Origin of the sequence: Corynebacterium meridianum, from assembly GCF_016342265.1 — a bacterium.
Lineage (GTDB): Bacteria > Actinomycetota > Actinomycetes > Mycobacteriales > Mycobacteriaceae > Corynebacterium > Corynebacterium meridianum.
The window spans coordinates 468,944-489,363 of sequence record NZ_JAEIOS010000011.1 but is presented as its reverse complement, the minus strand read 5'-3'; the positions used below and the strand labels follow the sequence as shown (position 1 = coordinate 489,363).

The window sequence follows — 20,420 nt, the reverse complement described above, 5'->3', positions numbered from 1 at the left end:
AGGTTCAAGCAGCGCCGCGTTGGACGACCCGTCAGGGCCCAGCGTGGCGCTGCTATAACTCGGACCCGAGGATTAGAAACGGGGGAGCTGGGGGAGCTGCGGAAGGTGGATAGCACCCAGCAACTGCTGTGCGGGGTAATGGAAGATCCACGCCAGGCTGCCCAAGAGAGCTGCGATAGCGGCAAAGACACCAAGGAGTCCGGCGCTGCTCGATGTCGAGCCGGGGGTGCTGCCGTTATCCTGAGTCTTCTTCGGGCTGACACGCAGCAGCGTGTCGCCGCCCTGGAGTTCGGCACGGCTGGGGGCGGTGGTGACAAAGAAGTGCCCTGCACCATCGGTGGAGACATCGTTAGCCAAAGCACCTACGGCCTGGTTTGATCCGATGGCGAAGGTGTCGGGGTTGATGGTGGTGAACGTACCCGATGTCCGGCTGACCACACCGATCGTGTCGATAGACGGGTCATATGCGACACCGAGGGTTTGCCCACCGACCTCGACGCTATTGACAACGGCCCCGGTGTTCAGATCGATCGCGTACACAGCGGACGGGAACTGGCTGGCAACGTAGAGACGGTTGCGCTTCAGGTCAAGAGCTGAATAACCCCGTCGTGATTCACCATCACCCGGCAGCGTGAAGATGTCCATCTTTCCGGTTTCCGTGTTGATCCGTGCGGCGCTCGTCCCCTTCCAGTTGTTGGTGTAGAGGCTATGCGTCGCCGGATCCAAGACGAACTGCATCGTGCCGGCGTAACCCGGTGTCGGCAGGGACTCGAGCTTGGCGAAGGTCGTTGCATCGAAAACGGAGATGCTCTCCTGGTCGTGCTGGAGCGGCTCGGACACGTACACGCGGTTGGCGGCGGTGTCGATGGCGAAGCTACGCGGGTGATTGACCTCCCCCGGAGCGCTGATGTGCTTGAGTGCACCCGTGGTGGCATCGTAGATACTCACGGAGTCGCCGTGGCTGTTGCTCACCCAGATATTGTTGTGCACCTCATCGATAGCAATGCCGTGCGGCTGTGATTCGGTGGTGTTCTTCTTTCCGTTGCGGTCGATAGTATCGAAGCTCTTTTCCACCGCAAGCGTGTCGGGGTTAATGACGTAGATGGTGCCCGCATTGTCGCTATCGCGGGATGCGCGGGTGACAAAAAGCTTGTTCATCGTCGGTGCGTAGGCGCTCTGATAGAGACCACGACCCAATACGGTGGACACGATCTCGTTGGTGTCGGGGTTGAGTACCGGTGACGGCGGTTGGATCTCCTCGTCAGTGTCGTACTCACGGGGCGTGGTTTCGCCGGGGGCGAGATAAGACACCTTGACGGTCTTATTGATCAGCGATGGATCGTTGGGGATGTGTACGTCGGGGATGGTGAGATTACCCGCCGAATCGGTGACGTATGTGGCGTTGGGGGTAAGCCAGTTGGCGCCATCGACACCGACTGCGGTGATCTTGCTGCCCGCGGCGAGGTTCTGCACCTTGACTTGTAAGTTCGTGGTGCCGATAGCGGTGTTTGCCAAAGTAGGGGCATCGGGGCTGCCGAGATTAAACAGCGGGTCGAGCATTGCGGTGGTCGTAGCCGTGTGTGTGCCGTCGGTGATTGCGATGGCGTGCTCGATACCACCGAAGATCTCGCCGGCCTTGCCGGTGATTTCCACAGAAGCGCTCTCGGCGGAGTCGATGGTCCTGGTCGGCTTCAGTTCGTCCCCTTCAAACCAAAAACTAACGGGCTTGCCGTCAACGGTTGCGGTGAGAGGCACTCCGGGGGTAAGTCCGGTGACCGTGACGAAGTAACCGGCATCAATCCGGCCGAAGCTCGTCACGTAGGTGTACGAACTCGTGACCGCTGCGGTCGGTGCCGCGGCGGTGTCGCTTGCTGCGTCGTTGTTCGTGGTTTGGGCGTAGGCGGTGGGTGCTACCGCAGGGACGATCGCGAAGATAAGGGTCGTCGATGCAAGCGCTGCGAGAGCGTGCCGACCGGTGCGGGTGGAACGAGAAGGCAAAGCCATGGAAGTCTCCATATGGGTTTATTGAATGGGGGAACCATAAGCGCGTAAGGAAATAACAGATACATGCCACGCCTAAGGTGAGGCTATCCTATAATCACATGGCCGGTGGGGGAAAGGTTTTATTCCGAAAAAGCTATGTAATGTGTCAGGCATTACAAAGCAACTGTGCTAATTCTGCATTATGGGGCATTGAAAATACCGAGGGTGCTGCGGGTACTATCGCGGCATGAGTACGATCACGATCACCTCGTTGAGTGCCCGCTATGGGGCGCGCACCTTATTTGATGGTCTAAATCTGGTGATAGATTCGGGGCATCGTTGGGGTTTGACTGGACCGAATGGCGCGGGAAAATCCACTGTTCTCTCGGCGTTGGCGGGGGTACCCGGTGCCGCGGAGATACGCGGTACGATACGGCGCTCACCGCACGATATGACAGTGGGGTTCCTCCATCAGGAGATTCAACGCCGTGTGGAAAGCGTCAGCGAGTTCATCGCGCGTCAGACTGGGGTGGCTGCCGCACAACATGACATGGAACGATATGCGGGCGCGATGGCGGCGGGGGACGACACCGTGTGTGACGCTTATGGCGATGCGCTGAACACCTGGTTGGCGCTCGGCGGCGCGGACTTTGAAGAGCGCTATGCTCACGTTGCCGCGCGACTGGGGCTGACGGTGGATGAGGCACTGCCGATGAGTGCGTTGTCCGGTGGACAGGCCGCTCGTGTCAATCTTGCTGTCATTTTGCTGTCGAGTCATGACGTATTGCTTTTGGATGAGCCAACTAATGATCTTGACCTTGAAGGGCTGGAGATCCTAGAAGCGTTTGTTCTGGCCGATCATCGGCCCATGATGATCGTCAGCCACGACCGCGAGTTCCTCGCCCGCACCGTGACCGGCGTGGTGGAACTGGACTCGGCGCAGCGTCAGATCACCGTCTACAACGGTGGTTGGGAGGCCTTTCTCGTGGAACGTGAGCGGGCGCGGGAGCGGGCCCGCGAGGAATACGAGGAGTACGCCGACAAGGTCGGAGCACTGAAGGACCGGGTCCAGGCCCAGAAGACCTGGTTGGACAAGGGGACGAAGAACGCGATCCGGAAATCCACCGACAACGACAAGCACATCAGGCACCGGGCCGGGCAACGCAGTGAGAAGCAGGCGGGGAAGATCGCCCAGTCCGAACGTGCCCTCGACCGGCTCGAGGAGGTGGAGGAGCCGCGGAAGGAGTGGGTGCTGCAGATGGACATCGCGGCGGCACCCCGCTCCGGGAACGTCGTGTCGACGTTGAACGGTGCCGTGGTCGATCTCGGTGATTTCCGGCTCGGCCCCGTCGATCTCCAGGTCACCTACGGGGACAGGATCCTGATCACCGGTGCCAACGGTTCGGGTAAATCCACGCTGCTCGGGCTGCTCACCGATCCGTCCGCACTCGGGTCCGGTGTCCGCCTCGGGCGCATCGACCAGGCACGCGAGGTGTTCCGCGGTACCGAACCACTCGTCGACGTGTTCGGTGCGGAGGAACCTGATCTCGGGACCGCGGAGCTGCGGACCCTGCTCGCGAAGTTCGGTCTCACCGGTGACCATGTCCACCGTGCCTGCGACTCGCTTTCGCCGGGGGAGCGGACCCGCGCCGCCCTCGCACTGCTGCAGGTGCGCGGAACCAACCTCCTCGTGCTCGACGAGCCGAGCAACCACCTCGACCTCCCGGCCATCGAACAGTTGGAGCAGGCGGTCGAGAGTTTCCCCGGTACCGTCCTGCTCGTGACCCACGACCGCAGGATGCGGGACACGTTCCGGGCGACCCGGGTACTCGAGGTGACCGGCGGACAGGTCCGGGAACAGCACTGAGCCCCGGCGCGGACACCGGGGCTCAGGTGGGGACGCTCCCGTCGTGGTGGTGGATCAGTGCCGTTCGCCGGTGAGCATGTGGAGCAGGAGGATGCTGCGTTCCTCGGTGGCGTCGGCGGGGCAGTCGACGCGGTGCACGACGTGGTCATCAAGGTGCAGGACGGTCCCGGGTGTCATCCGTACCGTCTCCTCGCCGCAGGTGAAGTCGAGTGTCCCCGTGAGGCACTGCACGGTGATGGGGTGGGCGGCCTTGTGGTCGTTGAGCCGCTGACCTGGGGCGAAGCTGAAGGTGATGATGTTCGCCCCGTTGCCCTCCAGGACCCGTTTCACGGCCGGGACACTGCGGTCCGGATTGGCGTCCGCGGCCTCTTCGACGAGGTCCAGCACCGTCATGGTTCCGGTTGACTCACGCTCCGGTTCACCGAAGGTGTCCGGCTGGTTGACCGGGATCTCCATGTTCCTGTCACTTCCTCTCGAGCACCATACCGATGGCGTTCAGGTTGTCGGCGTAGGTGGTGAACGTGCGGCGCATCGTCATCACCCGCTTACGGATCTCGGGCTGCCGGAGCACGTTGAAGATGATCTTCAGGGTCCGGGGGAGGCCCTCGTCAGCGACCATACGCTTCGGCTCGAGCAGTGCCATCGGTGCGTGGTAGACGTCCACGACGCGGAAGCCGGCCTCCTCCGCCAGCTCGGTCCACTCCGCCGTTGTCAGGGGACGGGCGTTGACCTTGATGGCGCGGGCCAGATCCTTCTGGATGCGGTTCTTGATCACCGGATCCAGGTTGTCCGGGTGCAGACCGAGCTCGTGGATGCCGTACCGGCCGCCGGGGCGCAGGATCCGGTGCGCCTCCCGCATGATCTCCAGCTTGTGCTTGTCGGTCTGCATCGTCAGCATCGCCTCCCCGATGACGACATCGGCAGAACCGGCCTCGAGGTTTGTCTCCTTCGCGGAACCGAGCTGCATCCGGAAGTTGGGGTTATTCTGCGGGAGCTTGGAACCGGTGATCGCGCAGGCGTCCGCGTCCGCGTCGACGCCGACGTAGCTGGACGGTTTCCGGGCGAGCAGCTCCGCGGCCGTCACCCCGAGGCCCGGGGCGAACTCCACGACAGCGTGGCCCTCGACGGGCAGGTGGTTGATCACCCACTCCGTCGTCTCCCGTCCACCGGGGCGCAGGACCTTCTTCCCGACCCTGGCCAGCAGCCAGTGCCCGGGGGCCTTGCCTGCCTCCCGGTCGCTCGCGGGAAGGGGGGTGCTGGTGTTCTGCGGCTTCTCGGCCGGCTTCTGGGACATGGTGTTCTCCTGACAACGAAGGAAAGTTCGTACACAAGCAAGCCTAATCAAACTTCGTCCGTCTTCCCGAATGTTCGGGTGCCTGTTCCGGGTCGGTTAGGATAATCGGCCATGGAGAATGTGGAGCTGTTGGTCGGACGTGTGGTGAAGTCCCACGGAATCAGGGGCGAGGTCTCGGTGGAGGTGACCACCGATGAACCGGAGGCACGCTTCGTAGTCGGCGAGGTGCTCACCGGTCGCCAGGGTGGACGTGAGCACCGCCTGACCATTGATTCGGTGCGCGGTCACCAGAACCGGCTGCTGATCAAGTTCGCGGAGATCGCCGACCGGAACGCCGCCGACTCGCTGCGCGGCACCCGGTTCTTCGGGGCTCCCCGCGAATCGGAGCCCGGTGAGGAGGGCTTCTACGACCACGAGCTCGAGGGCCTGCGCATCGTGCAGGACGGTGAGGAGATCGGCGAGGTCACCGGCGTCCTGCACGGCCCCGCCGGGGAGACGCTCGAGGTCCGCCTGGACACGGGCAAGGACGTGCTCATCCCCTTCGTCCACGCCATCGTCCCCGACGTCGACCTCGGGGCGGGGACCGCCACGATCACTCCGCCGGAAGGGCTGCTGGACCTGTGAGCGGGCTGCGCATCGACGTCGCGACGATCTTCCCCGCGTATCTCGATTCCCTGCGGCACGCCCTGCTGGGCAAGGCCATCGAGCAGGGCATCCTCTCCGTCGGCGTCCACGATCTGCGCGACTGGGCCACGGACGTGCACCGCTCCGTCGACGGCCCGCCCTACGGCGGCGGCCCCGGAATGGTGATGAAACCCACTGTGTGGGGTCCGGCACTCGACGACATCGCGGCCGGAACCGGCCCCGCCGCGGTCGCCGACAGACTCGACTCCGCCCAGCCCCACGTCGACCGCCCCCGGCACGACGACCTGTCGGGCGCGGACTTCACCGGCTACGACACCCGGCGTGACGTCCGCGACGGGGAGGACGGCACCGCCCCGCTGCTCATCGTCCCGACCCCGGCCGGTGTGCCCTTCACCCAGGAGATGGCTCGCGCCTGGTCCCACGAGGACCACATCGTCTTCGCCTGCGGCAGGTACGAGGGCATAGACCAACGGGTGGTCGATGACGCCGCCCACCGCTACCGGGTGCGCGAGGTATCCATCGGTGACTACGTGCTCATCGGTGGCGAGGTGGCGGTCCTCGTCATGGCGGAGGCCATCGTCCGGCTGATCCCCGGGGTCCTCGGCAACGCCGAGAGCCATGTGGACGACAGCTTCTCCGACGGGCTGCTCGAGGGCCCGAGTTACACGAAACCCCGCGAGTGGCGCGGACTCGAGGTTCCCGAGGTGCTGATCGGCGGCAACCACGCCCACATCGACGCCTGGCGACGAGAGCGGTCGCTGCTCCGTACCGCTGCACGACGGCCCGAACTCATCGAGAAACTACGACTGGAGAACGCCCTGAACATCGACGACGAGAAGATCCTCGCGGACGCCGCACCGCGACCTGTGTCCACCGACCTGAATCTGCTGATCACACCGGGGGAGTGGCGGAAGATCTCGCGGAAGCTGGGCCGGGGTCTCGAGCGCGCCGGCTACCTGGAGGCCACCGTGCACGCCGAGGAGATCTCGCTGTCCTGCGAGCCGGAGAACATGCTCGTCGCCCAGTTCATGCAGGCCGAGGGTCACGCACCGACCTCCGAGGTGCTGCACCGCGTGATCGTCAACGGGGTCTCGGCCCTCGATCTCCGGGCCGTCACGAAGGCCGTCGTCGCCCAACTACCGGAGGACACCTACTGGTACGGCACCTCCGAGGAGGGATACACCGAACCCGGCTCGGGCGCCGCCTGCGCCTGGAGACCCTAACTCTCCTTCTCATCCCGGAGAGCGTCGAGATATCCCTGGATGAGCCCCGCTCCGGTGTCGGCGTCATCGACGGTGACGGCGAAATCGGTAGCGTTCCGGCGGGAGAGCACGATCGCCGGCCCACCGCGCAGGACGAGGGCGGTACCGCGTACGCTCAGGCGCCAGCCCCAGCCGCCCCATTCGCGGGGGTCGAGGTCAATCGCACGGACCCCGGTGATCTTCTCGTGGGGGATCGTGGAACGAATGAGTCCCGGCCACAGCGACCAGGTCAGACCACGGTTGTCGACGCGCACCCGGACCCGGGTGAACATCAGTCCGACGACGACGAGAACGACGCCCGAGCCGATCATCACCCGGTCCGCGCCACCGGTGTCGTCCGGGATCAGCAGGCCGATGACGGTGAACACGGTGCCGATGCCCACCGTCAGGGCGATCAGCCACGGGCGGGCGGTCGCGTGGCCGAACCACACGGCGCGCCGGGACCCGGAGACCGGCACCACCGCGGCGACCCGCTCCCCGTCGGATTCCTTCGGCACGGGCGTCGCCGCCCGAGCCAGCAGCGCCCCGACCGCCACAGACAGCACCAGGAACAGCAGGACCTCGATCGCGGGCAGCCGGACATCCTGCGGTGAGGGGGCCGCGAGATTGACGTGGACGGTCCGGATCTCCAGTGCGCCCAGGAAGGTCGCGGCGAATCCCGCGCAGCCGGCGAGAAACCGCTGGCGGGTTCCGGCCAGCACACCCATCAGTGCCGCGGTTCCGATGGTCGTAACGCCTACCACCAGGAGGAACGCGGTGGGGGACATGAAGCCGTCGGGGGTTCCGTCGAGGGCGAAGTGCGTCGCCAGTTCGCCCCGGTGTCCCTGCAACATGACGGCGGCGATCACGGTGAGGGTGGCGGCGATGAGCAGCGGTACCCCGAGGGCGAGGATCCGGAAGCGGGTCGCGGGATTCATGGCTGGGCTCCGTTCTGGGTCATCCGGTGACGCCGCGCGCGGCGAGGGACGCGGTGAGCTGGTCGAGGGAGACACCCGACTCCCGGGCGAGGCGGGCGAGGGCGTCCAGGGCGTTCTCCACGGCGGTGGTTCGCTCGGGCGGTCGGAGCACCGTGGCGCCCTTTCCCCGGCGTAGCTCCACCAGGCCCCGGTCGCGGAGCTGGCGGTAGGCGCGCAGCACCGTGTTCCGGTTGAGATCGAGTGCCTCGGCGAGCTCCCCCGCCGACGGCAGCCTCGCGCCCGCGGGTGTCTCCCCGTCGGTGATCGACCGGGTCAGTGCCGCGACGAGCTGAGTGTAGACGGGTGCCGGTGATGAGGTGTCGAGGGTGATCAGCACGGGGACCTCCCGAAAGGTAAAGAACTGATAGTGCTAATCAAACTAGCACTATACGACGGGGTGTCAAGGGGCCCGGCACCGGCCACTAGACTGAGGCGAATGATCATCTCCACCATCGCCCGTGAACTCGGAGTCCCGGAGGCCCACGTCCGGGCCACCGTCGCCCTACTCGACGAAGGCAACACCGTCCCCTTCATCGCCCGCTACCGGAAGGAGGCCACCGGCGGCCTGGACGACACCCAGCTCCGGCAACTGGAGGAGCGACTCGGCTACCTGCGCGAGCTCGAGGATCGCAAAGCCACCATCCTCGCAGCCATCGAGGAACAGGGGAAACTCACTGACGACCTCCGGGCGCTCATCGCCGCCTGCGAATCAAAGGCCCGCCTTGAGGACCTCTACCTGCCGTTCAAGAAGCGCCGGAAGACCAAGGCGGACACCGCCCGGGAAGCCGGCCTCGAACCCCTCGTCGACACGCTCACCACCGAACAGGACACCGACGCCGAGAAAGCCGCCGCCGGATACATCTGCGAGGGCTTCGAGGACACGAAGAAGGTGCTCGACGGGGCGCGCGCCATCCTCATCGACCAGTTCGCCACCGACGCCGACCTCGTCGGCGAAGTCCGCGAGGAGATGTACCGCCGCGGGCGCATGTCCGCCACCGTCGTCGAGGGCAGGGAACAGGAGGGCGCGAAGTTCAAGGACTACTTCGAGTTCTCCGAGCCCTTCACCCGGCTGCCCAGCCACCGGATCCTCGCCCTGCTGCGCGGGGAGAAGGAGGGCGTGCTTCACCTCGACCTCGACGCCGGCGACGACGAGTTCTACCAGGGGCTCATCGCCGACCGATTCGACCTCGACGTCACCGCCTCCACCTGGCTCGCCGACGCCGTCCGCTGGGGCTGGCGCACCAAGCTCTACGTCTCCTCCGGACTCGACGTCCGCATGCGCCTCAAGGAACACGCCGAAGCCGGCGCCCTCGACGTCTTCGCCACCAACCTCCGCGACGTCCTGCTCGCCGCGCCCGCCGGCCAACGCGCCACCCTCGGCCTCGACCCCGGCTACCGCAACGGCGTGAAGACCGCCGTCGTGGACCCCACCGGAAAGGTACTGGCCACCACCATCATCCACCCGCACCAGCCGCAGAACCGGTGGGACAGTGCCGTCCGCGAACTCGCCGACCTGTGCGCCACCCACGGCGTCGAACTCATCGCCGTCGGCAACGGGACCGCCAGCCGGGAGACCGAGAAACTCTCCCACCAGGTCGCGGACCTCCTGGCCAAAGCCGGTGGCCGCAAGCCCACCACCGTCGTCGTCAGTGAATCAGGCGCCTCCGTCTACTCCGCGAGTAGCCTCGCCGCCGCCGAGTTCCCCGACATGGACGTCTCACTGCGTGGCGCGGTGTCCATCGCCCGCAGGCTCCAGGACCCGCTCGCCGAGCTCGTCAAGATCGACCCCAAATCGATCGGTGTCGGCCAGTACCAGCACGACGTCAACCAGACGCAGCTCGCCCGCACCCTCGACGGAGTCGTCGAGGACGCCGTCAACGCCGTCGGCGTGGACCTCAACACCGCCTCCGCGCCGCTGCTCACCCGCGTCGCCGGAATCAGCTCCACGCTGGCCGACAACATCGTCGGCTGGCGCGACGAGCACGGACGATTCCCCTCCCGCCGCACACTCAAGGACGTTCCCAGGCTCGGCCCCAAGGCCTTCCAGCAGTGCGCCGGCTTCCTCCGTATCACCGGCGGCGAGGACCCCCTCGACGCCTCCGCCGTCCACCCCGAGGCCTACCCCGTCGTCCGCCGCATCGCGAAAGCGACCGGCCTCGGCGTCGCCGACCTCATCGGCAACTCCCGGGTCCTCGGGTCCCTGAACCCGGCCGACTTCACCGACGACAAGTTCGGACTGCCCACCGTCACCGACATCATCGCCGAACTCGACAAACCGGGCCGCGACCCCCGGCCCGAGTTCACCACCGCGACATTCAAGGAGGGCGTGGAGAAGATCTCCGACCTGACCCCGGGCATGATCCTCGAGGGCACCGTCACCAACGTCGCCGCCTTCGGCGCATTCGTCGACGTCGGCGTCCACCAGGACGGACTAGTTCACGTCTCCGCCATGTCCACGAAGTTCGTCGAGGACCCGCACACAGTCGTCCGCTCCGGACAGGTCGTGAAGGTCAAGGTCATGGAGGTCGACGTGGACCGCAAACGCATCGGGCTCTCCCTGCGGCTCGACGACGAGCCAGGTGCCCCCGCACCGAAACCGCAGCGCGGCAGCGCGGGCGGCGGCAACCGGAATAGTGGCAACCGTGGCGGCCGGAAGGGACGCGGCGGGGGACAGGGCGCCCGCGGCAACGCCGGCGGCAGGCCCGCCCCCGGTGGATCACTCGCGGACGCCCTGAAGAAGGCCGGCTTCGGGAACTGAGACGCCCCGGGTCGGTTCGCCGGCTAGCTCGGCTCGCCCGGGATCACGTCACCCGGCCACGCCTTCACCCCGCCCTCCAGCCCGACGGTCCGCCGGACCCCGGCATCCCGCAGGCGCTCGATCGCCTCGCGGGACCGGGATCCGCTGCGGCAGTAGACGGCGTAGTCGGTGTCCTCGTTCAGATGCCCGGCCAGCGCATCGAAATCGTCGGCGTTGACGTCGAGAAGCAGGGCCCCCGGGATGTGTCCCTCGCGGTACTCCTCCGGGGTCCGCACATCGAGGACCGTCGCACCGGAATCAACTGCCGCCGCGAACTCGGCGGGGGAGACGTGCCCGCCGTCGAACTCCGGGACCCGGGTGGCCGACGTCGATGCGCCCGCCGATCCGGTCGACGTCACCGTAGTGGCGGCGTCGTTCTCCGGGGCATCGCTCCCTCCGGCGCACGACGCCAGCAGTGTCGAGCCGAGGACGAGAACGCACATCATCTTCTTCATGCATCCGATCATGCCCCATGTGCTCGGGAAACGGGGTCGGGACTGCTGCACGGGTAGGTGGCAGGTTGTAGTCACATCGCCAGTATGACGATCGTGCTCATGACCGTCTCAAACCCGATAGGCGACAATCGGCCCAGGCGGGCCTGACGGCGTTGGCGGTGGTGAGCACACTCGATCCAGGTCACCACCCGCGGTCCGCAACTGCTCGTAGGTGATTCAGGCGCAGCGGTTGAAGGGCGTTGTATTGCAGTAGCACGAAGAACGATTTCATAGCGGTGTTGTTCCCGCTCGACCTTTCTCAGCCCACACCTATATCACACGATGGCGTTCTCGAGCCTCTGGACAGCCAGCCGCGGCTTCATCCTCGAGTCAATTTGAGTGCACCACGATTCGACCCGGGTAGACCTCCCTTGATCGTGCAGAAGTAGAGCTCGCTCCGGTGGTCTTGTGCTCGGTGATGTCGTTCAACCACAGCTCGTTCGGTGTGTCCGCGGCGAACACACACCTGGTCCGGACGATACTCACTGCCTACGGCACAGAGGTCGTCGTGCACTGGTGGACCGGGCCTGCAGGCCTAGTGCTCCGCCTGGGCTCCTCCAACGGGCTGAACCAGCCACTGCTGGACACGACAGGCCACGCGGCATGGTCCGACATCGCCTCACCGTTGTCGCGGGCCTCGTCGGCGACGAGCCGATACCCCACCGTCGCAGGGATCCCTGCAGTGGCGAGCACAGTCACGAGCCGGGAATCTTTTCCAAGCAGGTTCGCCTGTAACAAATACGCCGCCGCCCGACATTAAACTTCGTTGTCCTGATCGAGCAGTCGGATCCGCTTGCGGGCTTCGCGGAGTCCGGTTGCTTCGGTCCGAGCCTGTCGGGGCTTGGTGCCCTCGTCGATGTCGGCACGGCGCATCTACTTCCGCAGCGTCATCGGGTGAACACCGAAGTCTTTCGTGATCTGCTCGATCGTCACTCCGGGCTCGCGGTTCCTCGCCACGCGCACGACGTCGTCACAGAGACTCGCTCGAGTAGGGGTTAGACACAGCAGCATCCTCCTTGGCCCGCCCGACGGGCAGTCCAGATCAGATGTAACCCCACCCGTACAGCACACCCGGGAGCGTGGGCTGGGTGGTTTCCGGTGCCGATGTGTGGCAAGTTCGGGGTTTGTTGCATGAGGTACCCAAGGGTGGGTTGAGAGCGGTTCGGTAGTATTCACACCATCGAGCATGTACGACTCTTGACTCCCCATTATTTGAATCTCTCATGCATGGCGGACGGAAGCTAAGAGTTAGAAGAATACGAGCAGTTAGATGGTTAGGAGGTAGAGATGACCCCTGTGCGTGTGCCCATCAGTCAAGAAGTGCTGCAGTGGGCCATTACTCGAACCGGAAAAACGACCACCGAACTCGCTACTCAGGCAGATTTCAAACATGTTCACGACTGGATGGAACGCAAGAAACAACCGACGCTCAAACAGGCTAGAAGCCTCGCTAAGAAGGCTGGGATCCCCTTTGGCTATTTGCTTCTTCCGGTGCCTGTAGAGGTGACTCCTGATCTGCCTGATTTTCGTACAGAGAAGAATACGCGCCTGGGGGAAACAAGTAAGGAACTCGAAGAGCAGATCTTCCAGAGCCAGAGGAACTTGACGTGGTACGCAGAAAATGCTGCTGTCTACGGAGGGCGATGCCCAGAGCTTCTCAATACCGCGAACCTTAATCAATCCCCTGAAACCGTTGCTCACCGTACACGAGAAATTGTCGGATGGAGTCCCGGCACCTCCACTAATGGTAAAACGTTTGTAAATCTCTTGGCGGAGCAAATTGAAGATTGCGGAATTGTGGTAATGAAGAGCTCTACCGTTGGGAGTAATACTCACTCTCGTCTAGATCGTGATGAATTTCGAGGCTTTACGCTTATCGAAGATGGATACGCGCTTATCTTTGTAAACACGGCTGATGCTGCCACCGCAAATCTTTTTAGTCTCGCCCATGAACTAGGCCATGTATTGCTTGGGAAGCAGGGGGTCAGTTCCGATGAAGAGCACAACAGAATTGAACAGTGGTGCAACAAATTCGCTGCAGCATTTCTGTTGCCTAAAGAATCTCTGGCAGATAGTAAGTTCGTGAACCCCATTGACATAGAGTATCTAGGGGCCAAATCCCGCCAACTTGGCCCGAGTGTCGAGGCAATTGCATGGAGGATGGTGACACTCAATCTTTTAGCACCTAAGGCTGCAGGGGCTCTGATTTACCAGTGGAAGAATTTGGTGCAACCGAGAATTGGCGAAAAGCCTAAGGGGGGTCCTCGTCCCGATGTGATGGCTCGTGCTCGTTTGGGCAGTAATTTTATCGCTGCGCTTTCGGAGGCCTATGGTCGAGGCGCTCTGACATATCGCGATGCTGCGCGCCTTACGGGATATAGGAAAGTTAGCACTATCGAGACAGTGCTGGACTTTAGGCCGGTGATGGGTTAGTGAGTTCGCGCTACTTACTGGACACCAACGTCATCATTACAGGGTCTCACACCTATCCTCCAGATGTCTTTCCCGGGTATTGGGGACTGCTCGAGTCACTGCAATCGTCTGGTAGATTGTTGCTGTGTCAATCAGTTTTCGATGAGATTAGGCCCGCTGGGGATTTGGCCAGTCAATGGGTCATCGATCACTTCCCTCAAGATGACATTCTCAAAATCACCGATGTGACACTTTCAGGGTATGGCAGTGTGGTGGAATGGGCTCGCGCTAAGAATAACCCGCGCTATCTAGACGAGGCACTTCGAGAATTTGCAGATTACTCCAAAGCCGACGCTTGGCTAGTTGCCCACGCCAAAGAACACTTCCTGACAATCTTGACCAACGAGACTTCATCCCCTCACAAACAAAAGAGAGTGAAGATTCCTGACGCTGCTCAATCACAGGGCATTAATTGCGTTTCTATGCTCGAGCTTATGCGAAGAGAGAACATAAGATTCTAGTCTGAAATGGGGAATAATCCCATCATTACAAGGTGGGGTTCGGGGACCATACCTTGCTCGCCCCTACTTCAGTTCGCGATATTCGGCCATCGCCTTCGGCGGGTCGAAGGGGATGAGTGCGGATTTTGGGTAGTTCACCCTCCGATGTCAGATCGTCCCAATTTCATACGACTCCCATAAACGGTCGGTAGGATTAGATCTCAGGAAGCCTCCGGCAGGCCGCATGTACTGGCGGAGGAGGCCCTTGTCTAGCCGACTTGACGATCTTTCAGTGAACGGCATAGAGGCGAAAGTGATGTTTAGCAAACCCTTGCCAGATTCATTTTTGAGTGTCACTTCGTACGAGTCACTGATTGAGGCCTTGATGGCTGTAACTCGCCGTTCGAGTATCGCATATGCCGGGCGCCGCACACATAAGATAATCGGGGTTGCTGCTCGGGTAGGTGGCAGGTTGTAGTCGCATCGCCAGTGCTACGATCGTGCTCATGATCGTCTCAAATCCGATAGGTGACAATCGGCTCAGGTGGGCCTGACGGCGTTGGTGGTGGTGGGTCCACTCGATCCAGGTCACCATCCGTGGTCCGCAACTGCTCGCAGGTGATCGGGGTGCAGCGGTCGAGGGGCGCGTTCGAGGAGTTCGCCGTGGATGGGGCCCAGCCTGGTTTGTGAACCCGCGCCGATGGTGGCATACTTGGGCAGTTGTCATACCGGGTACGCCCCGGTGGCGACGCACATGTACCGGGCACGAACCGGCCGAGCGCCCGACTTGAGTGGGAAGAGCCGCCAGGGTCCTCTGTCCAGCACCAGAAGCTAAGGAATCAACACATGAATATTCTCGACAAGGTCGATGCCGCACAGCTGCGCGACGACATCCCGGCCTTCCGTGCCGGCGACACGGTCAACGTGCACGTGAAGGTCATCGAGGGCGAAAAGTCCCGTATCCAGGTCTTCAAGGGTGTCGTCATCCGTCGCCAGAACGGTGGCATCCGCGAGACCTTCACCGTCCGCAAGGTCTCCTTCGGCATCGGTGTGGAGCGTACCTTCCCGGTCCACTCCCCGAACATCGACCACATCGAGGTACTGACCCGCGGTGACGTGCGTCGTGCCAAGCTGTACTACCTGCGCAACCTACGCGGCAAGGCAGCCAAGATCAAGGAGAAGCGCTGACCCACACCCGACAGGCGCTGACGCGCCGTCGGATGCAGCACCAGACCACCCCACCTCCCGCCCCGGCGGGATGCCCGGGGTGGTTTTTCTTTTCCCGGCCCACGATTCCCCGGATACGCTGCTCCGATGAATGCGGCGGTGGTGCTGGTAACGTGGTCCGACGTGAACGAACCGACGAACCCCACCCCCGCCTCCGACCGGACCCCGCACGAGATCGAGGAGACGGAAGCACGCGACCACACGGAGGCCGCCGCGGATCCCGCAGACGAGCCCCGCGGACAGAAGAAGAGCGCCTATCCGTGGTACGTCGAGATCCCCGTGGTCGTCGTCCTCACTCTCGTCGTGGTGGCGATCATGCAGCTGTTCGTCGGCCGGATCTACCTGATCCCCTCACAGTCCATGGAACCCACCCTGCACGGCTGTGAGGGGTGCACCGGCGACCGGATCGCCGTGGACAAACTGACCTACCGCTTCAGCGACCCCAAACCCGGCGACGTCGTCGTGTTCAAGGGGACGGAATCCTGGAACGCGCAGTTCACCACGCACCGCTCCGGGAACGCCGCCATCCGTGGCCTGCAGAACCTCGGCTCCTACGTCGGACTCGTCGCCCCCGACGAGAACACGCTGGTCAAGCGGATCATCGCCACCGGTGGACAGACCATCGAATGCCAGGCGGGCGACCCCGGAGTCATGGTCGACGGCAAGAAGGTCGACGACTCCTTCATCCAGCAGCCCCCGACCTACCCCATCGACGAACGAACCGGCTCCGTCGAGTGCGGCGGCGCGTTCTTCGGCCCGATCACCGTCCCCGCGGGCAACATCTTCGTGATGGGTGACAACCGCACCAACTCCGCGGACTCCCGCTACCACCTGGGTGACCAGTTCCAGGGCACCATCCCCGAGGAGAACATCCGCGGCAAGGTGCAGGCCATCATCCTGCCGATCAGCCGCATCGGCCTCGTCGACGATCCCGACATCCAGAACTGATCGTCGTGGCGGCGAACACCGTGCGCCGGATCCGGATCCGGCGGATGCCCTACGCCCGGACCCTCGAGCACGCACTCGACAAACACGGTCTCGGACCCGTCGCCGGTGTCGATGAGGCCGGACGGGGTGCCTGCGCCGGACCGATCTCCATAGCGGCGTGTGTGCTCCCGGACCGGCCCATCCCCGAACTGGAACGCCTCACCGACTCGAAGAAGCTCAGCCCCGCGCTCCGCGCCCGCCTCGCACCGCTGATCAAGGACACCGCACTGGCGTGGTCGGTCGTGCTCATCGACGCCGCCGACATCGACCGCTGGGGCATCCAGCACGCCAACATCTCCGGAATGCGCCGCGCGGTCGCCCAGCTCGCCACCCCGCCCGGATACGTCCTGACCGACGCCATGCGGGTCCCCGGCTTCGGGGCACCCAGCCTGCCGATCATCGGTGGCGACGCCGCAGCCCGGTGCATCGCCGCAGCCAGCGTCCTGGCGAAACAGACCCGCGACGAGATCATGGTCGAACTCGACCGCACACACCCCGGCTACGGCTTCGCCGCACACAAGGGATACGGAACTTCCGCGCACATGGACGCGGTGCGCCGCCACGGCGCAAGCTCCGTGCACCGCTACACTTACGCCAATGTGGCCACGGCACACCGACAGTGGTGCGCCGGGTCAGCGTCAGCTGTCACACGCGGCCCCGAGGAGGTCTGGCACGAATGAGCGCCGAGGAACTGGAGAACTACGAGGCAGAGGTTGAACTGTCGCTGTACCGCGAGTACCGGGACGTCGTCAGCCAGTTCTCCTACGTCGTCGAGACCGAGCGCCGCTTCTACCTCGCCAACGCCGTGGAACTCATCCCGCGCAACGCCAACGGCGAGGTGTACTACGAGGTACGCATGTCCGACGCGTGGGTCTGGGATATGTACCGCTCCGCGCGTTTCGTGCGCTTCGTCCGCGTGATCACCTTCAAGGACGTCAACATCGAGGAACTCGACAAACCGGAGATGATCATCCCGGAGTGATTCCGGGGCGCAGAGATTTGGGGCGGTGGTGATGTCGCGGGTGTAGAGCACCCAAGGGTCGTAGACGAAGTTGTCATCCGAGTACTGCTCCTGTCCGACGAACACCCGATCCGAGCCGGACCACTTTCAGCCATGAACGGATACGTCCCGGCCAGCGTGGCTTCCGCTCTGTGCGCTTTGGGGGCGGGCGCCCTTATTCTAGGGCGCTCGATCCTTGTTGATGCAGCGGTTTTCTTCATGTCACTGTCAATGTCGATGCGCACCCGGCTCTTCGCTGGCCAGGAGCACAGTCGCGCCGTCTCGGCGTGGATTGCGGCGGTCGCCCTTGATATTCCTGTAGGACCGGTCCTGGTCAGCTTCCTCCTCGATCACTTCTGGTGGTGTTCCGTCTTCCTCCTCAATATCCCGCTCTGCCTGATCGCCTTCATCTGATTGACCATGACTCTGCCCACTAAGGCGGGACAGCCACATCTCACCGGTGATGTCATCGGGGTGCTGCTGGCCGTAGGTTCATTAGTTGGGCTTGCTTACGGTCTGCCTTAGAGTGGGGAGAACGGGTGGATCTCCGCTGCTACGGTGGTTCCGCTGGTCGGAGGTGTGGTACTCGGTGCCCGGGTCATCATCTAGCTTCGGACGGTTTCCTTGCCGCTCATTGACGGCCTTGTGATCACCGTTCCCCTTGGTGAGGTGGCTCTCAAGGCCAGGGACTATCGGCCTGTGGTTGCGGTCAGCTTCATCGTCCTGGCCGTTGCGTGCGGCTTGGCTGCTACCACGACCACATCCTTGACGGCGGCAAACTTCATAATGTGGAATGTGATCATAGGCATCGGGATCGACTGTTCTCTGCCGAATTGCATGGACCTCTCCATGAGATCTCTCGATGTCGAACGCTGCGGGGTCGGCTCGACCCCCGTGCAGAGTATGCGGCAACTCGGCGGTTCCTTTGGAGTTGCCGTATTCGGTACCGTCCTCACTTCGGCTTATCGTGGTCATCTACGCCTCGACGGCGGCCTACCCAGCGAACTCATCGAAGGAGCCTCAGATTCGCCCTCATGTGGTGGCGTCGTGGCCCGCGAGGTCGGGCCAATCGTTCCTGGTCTTTTCAGGACGGATTTGTCGCGGGGATCAAGCAGTTTTCTGGGGGAATGTGTGTTAGTAGAGTAGGGTTGGCTGCGGTCGTCGCTGTTCTCAGGGTTTCCCGTGGCCCCGGTTCCGGATCGGAGGAGTTCGCTGATGAATGATGAGAACAATGGCATCGCTATCTCGGAGGTGACGACTCGGCTACGAGGCCAGACAATCCTCGACGCAGTTACACTCCACATTAAACCTGGTAGCGTCCACGCGCTCGTCGGCATGAATGGGGCAGGAAAGACGACCTTAATGCGCAATTTACTTGGTATGCTGCGCATCGACTCGGGACAGATTCGCCTTCTGGGATCCCCCCTTAACCGGCTCTCAGCTGAGGCTTGGAGCCGGATCGGGCATATGATCGAAGGTCCCGCGCTCTACCCCGAGTTCACGGTGCGCGAGCATCTGAGCAATATGTTCGCTCTGCGTGGTCTGTCGGACACCTGCACGCTCGAGGTGCTCAACCACACCGTCGAGCGCCTAGGGCTCACACCCTGGATCGATGTCCGGACGAACCGGCTTTCTCTCGGCACTCGGCAGAAGGTCGCCCTTGCTGCGGCGCTTGGACCTTGCCCCGAGATTCTCATCTTAGACGAGCCCGCGAATGCCCTTGACCCCATCGCCATTCGTGCGCTGCGTGATCTCATCCGGGAGGTCGCCGACTTCGGCGGGGCGGTACTGATCTCCAGTCACCACCTCGACGAACTCGCTCGGCTTGCAGATCATGTCACCCTGCTGCACCGTGGTTCGATCGTCGGTGACCTTGACACGAGCGGCCACGATCTCGAGAAGGTCTTCTTCGAGACGATTCTACGCGCCGACAAAGCGCGTCAGAGCAAGGAGTCGTAGCCATGAGTTCACTCTTCCTGGTGACCCTGCGGTTCGAGGCCGAGAAGCTGCGCCGATCGAACGTCGTTAGAATAGCGACGCTGATCCTCGTGTTTTTCCCGGTCGCGCTTGCAGCGGGCGGTGTCACCGCGTTGCGTACCGATCTTCAGGGTGCCTTCGCTGCCAAGGCCTCCCTGCTTGTGCAAGGCGAGGGTTGGAACGCTTATCTCGGCATGTGTGCACAGGTGCTTTCCGTCGGGGTATTCCTCGGAGCTGGGTTTGTCTGCGCTTGGACCTTTGGTCGGGAGTTTGAGCAGAACACGATTGTCAATCTCTTCGGTTTGTCTGTAGGCCGCCGCGACTTTGCCTTGGCCAAGTGTCTCACGTTCATCGCATGGGTCCTCATCATTTCGGTCTTCGTCACGATCGTTACCCTTGTCGTGGGCGTGGCGCTCGGCCCCATGAGCGGTTCCCCGGGTGGTGTTTGGCTGCCCTTTTTAGTTTCTGTGCTCTCGGGACTAAATGCTCTTCCCTTAGCTTGGGTCGCGACTGTCCGGCGCAGCTATCTGCCTGCCATCGCGGTGCTTCTCGGCATCGTCGTCATGGTGCAGCTACTCATGATTATCGGGGTCGGTGCGTGGTTTCCATGGTCAGTCCCCGGCCTGCTGGCGGGTTTTTCGCCCACGTTGCGCCCTACCTTCATACAGTGTCTCCTTCCGTTGGTTGTCGCAGTCATTTCGATCTGGGCTACCTCACTTACTTGGGCTCGTTTGGAACTCGGACGGAGCTGATCTGGACCAGCAACCGACGTATCCCATCAGACCGCCCATCACCGTGGGGTACGACCCCTGTGGTCTTCGTCTTCGGTGGGCAGGGTACCGAGTACTACGGGATGGTGCGCTACCACTTCGACCACGGCGAGGTCTTCAGGGCATCCGCGCCAGCCATGGGCCAGATCCTCGGTGATCATGGTCATGGGGGGTGTCCTCGACGAGATTATGGCCCGCCTACCTGACGTGCGGTTTGCCATGTAGGACTGACGTCCATAGTCAACTCGC

21 protein-coding genes are annotated in these 20,420 nt (G+C 63.1%); 14 read left to right on the top strand and 7 right to left on the bottom strand.

Annotated elements, in window-relative coordinates:
• Positions 1-72 precede the first annotated feature (72 nt).
• Complete coding sequence (locus tag JDV75_RS05415) at positions 73-2,004, bottom strand: NHL repeat-containing protein (RefSeq protein ID WP_198738202.1); 1,932 nt, start codon at positions 2,002-2,004, stop codon at positions 73-75.
• A gap of 226 nt (positions 2,005-2,230) precedes the next feature.
• Here JDV75_RS05415 and JDV75_RS05410 point away from each other — a divergent pair, with 226 nt between their 5' ends.
• A complete protein-coding gene (locus JDV75_RS05410) occupies positions 2,231-3,850 on the top strand; it encodes an ABC-F family ATP-binding cassette domain-containing protein (RefSeq protein ID WP_198738201.1) in 1,620 nt (539 codons plus the stop codon).
• A 54-nt stretch (positions 3,851-3,904) separates the two neighbouring features.
• On the opposite strand, the gene JDV75_RS05405 is transcribed toward JDV75_RS05410, so the two are convergent.
• Positions 3,905-4,306 (bottom strand): cupin domain-containing protein, encoded by a 402-nt coding sequence (locus tag JDV75_RS05405; RefSeq protein ID WP_198738200.1) that lies wholly within the window; start codon positions 4,304-4,306, stop codon positions 3,905-3,907.
• Between the two features lie 7 nt (positions 4,307-4,313).
• Positions 4,314-5,144 (bottom strand): class I SAM-dependent methyltransferase, encoded by an 831-nt coding sequence (locus JDV75_RS05400; RefSeq protein WP_198738199.1) that lies wholly within the window; start codon positions 5,142-5,144, stop codon positions 4,314-4,316.
• 111 nt (positions 5,145-5,255) lie between these two features.
• Between JDV75_RS05400 and rimM the strand changes: the two genes are divergently transcribed.
• Both rimM and trmD read left to right on the top strand, forming a co-directional pair.
• Complete coding sequence (gene rimM / locus JDV75_RS05395; RefSeq protein ID WP_198738198.1) at positions 5,256-5,768, top strand: ribosome maturation factor RimM; 513 nt, start codon at positions 5,256-5,258, stop codon at positions 5,766-5,768.
• Positions 5,769-5,773: 5 nt separating this feature from the next.
• Positions 5,774-7,012 carry a tRNA (guanosine(37)-N1)-methyltransferase TrmD gene (trmD, locus tag JDV75_RS05390; protein ID WP_198738467.1) on the top strand — a complete coding sequence of 413 codons (1,239 nt, stop codon included), beginning with the start codon at positions 5,774-5,776 and terminating at the stop codon, positions 7,010-7,012.
• Here trmD and JDV75_RS05385 read toward each other — a convergent pair.
• Positions 7,009-7,968 (bottom strand): SdpI family protein, encoded by a 960-nt coding sequence (locus JDV75_RS05385; RefSeq protein WP_198738197.1) that lies wholly within the window; start codon positions 7,966-7,968, stop codon positions 7,009-7,011. The two genes, trmD and JDV75_RS05385, sit on opposite strands and share 4 nt — an antisense overlap.
• Positions 7,969-7,987: 19 nt before the next feature.
• Complete coding sequence (locus JDV75_RS05380) at positions 7,988-8,344, bottom strand: GntR family transcriptional regulator (RefSeq protein ID WP_198738196.1); 357 nt, start codon at positions 8,342-8,344, stop codon at positions 7,988-7,990.
• A gap of 99 nt (positions 8,345-8,443) precedes the next feature.
• Here JDV75_RS05380 and JDV75_RS05375 point away from each other — a divergent pair, with 99 nt between their 5' ends.
• Entirely contained in the window at positions 8,444-10,765 is a 2,322-nt protein-coding gene (locus JDV75_RS05375; protein ID WP_198738195.1) for a Tex family protein, read from the top strand.
• A 23-nt stretch (positions 10,766-10,788) separates the two neighbouring features.
• Here JDV75_RS05375 and JDV75_RS05370 read toward each other — a convergent pair whose 3' ends face one another.
• Positions 10,789-11,259, bottom strand: a complete 471-nt coding sequence (locus tag JDV75_RS05370; RefSeq protein ID WP_198738194.1) for a rhodanese-like domain-containing protein — start codon at positions 11,257-11,259, stop codon at positions 10,789-10,791.
• 528 nt (positions 11,260-11,787) lie between these two features.
• The gene (locus JDV75_RS05365) at positions 11,788-11,997 is read right to left on the bottom strand and encodes a hypothetical protein (protein ID WP_198738193.1); all 210 of its coding nucleotides are present in this window, start codon (positions 11,995-11,997) and stop codon (positions 11,788-11,790) included.
• A 588-nt stretch (positions 11,998-12,585) separates the two neighbouring features.
• On the opposite strand from JDV75_RS05365, the gene JDV75_RS05360 reads away from it, so the two are divergent.
• The 10 genes from JDV75_RS05360 (at position 12,586) to JDV75_RS05315 (ending at position 20,153) form a co-directional block, all read left to right on the top strand.
• Complete coding sequence (locus JDV75_RS05360) at positions 12,586-13,731, top strand: ImmA/IrrE family metallo-endopeptidase (protein WP_198738192.1); 1,146 nt, start codon at positions 12,586-12,588, stop codon at positions 13,729-13,731.
• A complete protein-coding gene (locus JDV75_RS05355) occupies positions 13,731-14,231 on the top strand; it encodes a DUF4411 family protein (RefSeq protein WP_198738191.1) in 501 nt (166 codons plus the stop codon). Before JDV75_RS05360 ends, JDV75_RS05355 begins: the two co-directional genes overlap by 1 nt.
• Before the next feature lie 825 nt (positions 14,232-15,056).
• Positions 15,057-15,398, top strand: a complete 342-nt coding sequence (gene rplS / locus JDV75_RS05350; RefSeq protein ID WP_198738190.1) for a 50S ribosomal protein L19 — start codon at positions 15,057-15,059, stop codon at positions 15,396-15,398.
• 162 nt (positions 15,399-15,560) lie between these two features.
• Positions 15,561-16,385: a signal peptidase I gene (gene lepB / locus JDV75_RS05345; protein ID WP_418884379.1), complete on the top strand. Its 825-nt coding sequence runs from the start codon at positions 15,561-15,563 to the stop codon at positions 16,383-16,385.
• Positions 16,386-16,429: 44 nt separating this feature from the next.
• Complete coding sequence (locus JDV75_RS05340; RefSeq protein WP_198738466.1) at positions 16,430-17,104, top strand: ribonuclease HII; 675 nt, start codon at positions 16,430-16,432, stop codon at positions 17,102-17,104.
• Positions 17,101-17,406: a DUF2469 domain-containing protein gene (locus JDV75_RS05335; RefSeq protein ID WP_198736179.1), complete on the top strand. Its 306-nt coding sequence runs from the start codon at positions 17,101-17,103 to the stop codon at positions 17,404-17,406. Before JDV75_RS05340 ends, JDV75_RS05335 begins: the two co-directional genes overlap by 4 nt.
• Positions 17,407-17,538: 132 nt before the next feature.
• Positions 17,539-17,838: an MFS transporter gene (locus JDV75_RS05330; protein WP_198738188.1), complete on the top strand. Its 300-nt coding sequence runs from the start codon at positions 17,539-17,541 to the stop codon at positions 17,836-17,838.
• A 210-nt stretch (positions 17,839-18,048) separates the two neighbouring features.
• A complete protein-coding gene (locus JDV75_RS05325) occupies positions 18,049-18,570 on the top strand; it encodes an MFS transporter (protein ID WP_198738187.1) in 522 nt (173 codons plus the stop codon).
• A gap of 69 nt (positions 18,571-18,639) precedes the next feature.
• The gene (locus tag JDV75_RS05320; RefSeq protein WP_198738186.1) at positions 18,640-19,383 is read left to right on the top strand and encodes an ABC transporter ATP-binding protein; all 744 of its coding nucleotides are present in this window, start codon (positions 18,640-18,642) and stop codon (positions 19,381-19,383) included.
• A gap of 2 nt (positions 19,384-19,385) precedes the next feature.
• On the top strand, positions 19,386-20,153 hold the full coding sequence (locus tag JDV75_RS05315) for an ABC transporter permease (RefSeq protein WP_198738185.1): 768 nt from the start codon (positions 19,386-19,388) through the stop codon (positions 20,151-20,153).
• Positions 20,154-20,420 lie beyond the last annotated feature (267 nt).

Bases quoted from the DNA above. Each gene is read 5' to 3' on its own strand.
- JDV75_RS05315 (WP_198738185.1), top strand. From the start codon at position 19,386: ATGAGTTCACTCTTCCTGGTGACCCTGCGGTTCGAGGCCGAGAAGCTG.
- rplS (WP_198738190.1), top strand. From the start codon at position 15,057: ATGAATATTCTCGACAAGGTCGATGCCGCACAGCTGCGCGACGACATC.
- JDV75_RS05415 (WP_198738202.1), bottom strand. From the start codon at position 2,004: ATGGCTTTGCCTTCTCGTTCCACCCGCACCGGTCGGCACGCTCTCGCA.
- JDV75_RS05375 (WP_198738195.1), top strand. From the start codon at position 8,444: ATGATCATCTCCACCATCGCCCGTGAACTCGGAGTCCCGGAGGCCCAC.
- JDV75_RS05370 (WP_198738194.1), bottom strand. From the start codon at position 11,259: ATGAAGAAGATGATGTGCGTTCTCGTCCTCGGCTCGACACTGCTGGCG.
- JDV75_RS05335 (WP_198736179.1), top strand. From the start codon at position 17,101: ATGAGCGCCGAGGAACTGGAGAACTACGAGGCAGAGGTTGAACTGTCG.
- JDV75_RS05320 (WP_198738186.1), top strand. From the start codon at position 18,640: ATGAATGATGAGAACAATGGCATCGCTATCTCGGAGGTGACGACTCGG.
- JDV75_RS05410 (WP_198738201.1), top strand. From the start codon at position 2,231: ATGAGTACGATCACGATCACCTCGTTGAGTGCCCGCTATGGGGCGCGC.
- JDV75_RS05405 (WP_198738200.1), bottom strand. From the start codon at position 4,306: ATGGAGATCCCGGTCAACCAGCCGGACACCTTCGGTGAACCGGAGCGT.
- JDV75_RS05340 (WP_198738466.1), top strand. From the start codon at position 16,430: ATGCCCTACGCCCGGACCCTCGAGCACGCACTCGACAAACACGGTCTC.
- JDV75_RS05330 (WP_198738188.1), top strand. From the start codon at position 17,539: ATGAACGGATACGTCCCGGCCAGCGTGGCTTCCGCTCTGTGCGCTTTG.
- JDV75_RS05360 (WP_198738192.1), top strand. From the start codon at position 12,586: ATGACCCCTGTGCGTGTGCCCATCAGTCAAGAAGTGCTGCAGTGGGCC.
- rimM (WP_198738198.1), top strand. From the start codon at position 5,256: ATGGAGAATGTGGAGCTGTTGGTCGGACGTGTGGTGAAGTCCCACGGA.
- JDV75_RS05400 (WP_198738199.1), bottom strand. From the start codon at position 5,144: ATGTCCCAGAAGCCGGCCGAGAAGCCGCAGAACACCAGCACCCCCCTT.
- JDV75_RS05385 (WP_198738197.1), bottom strand. From the start codon at position 7,968: ATGAATCCCGCGACCCGCTTCCGGATCCTCGCCCTCGGGGTACCGCTG.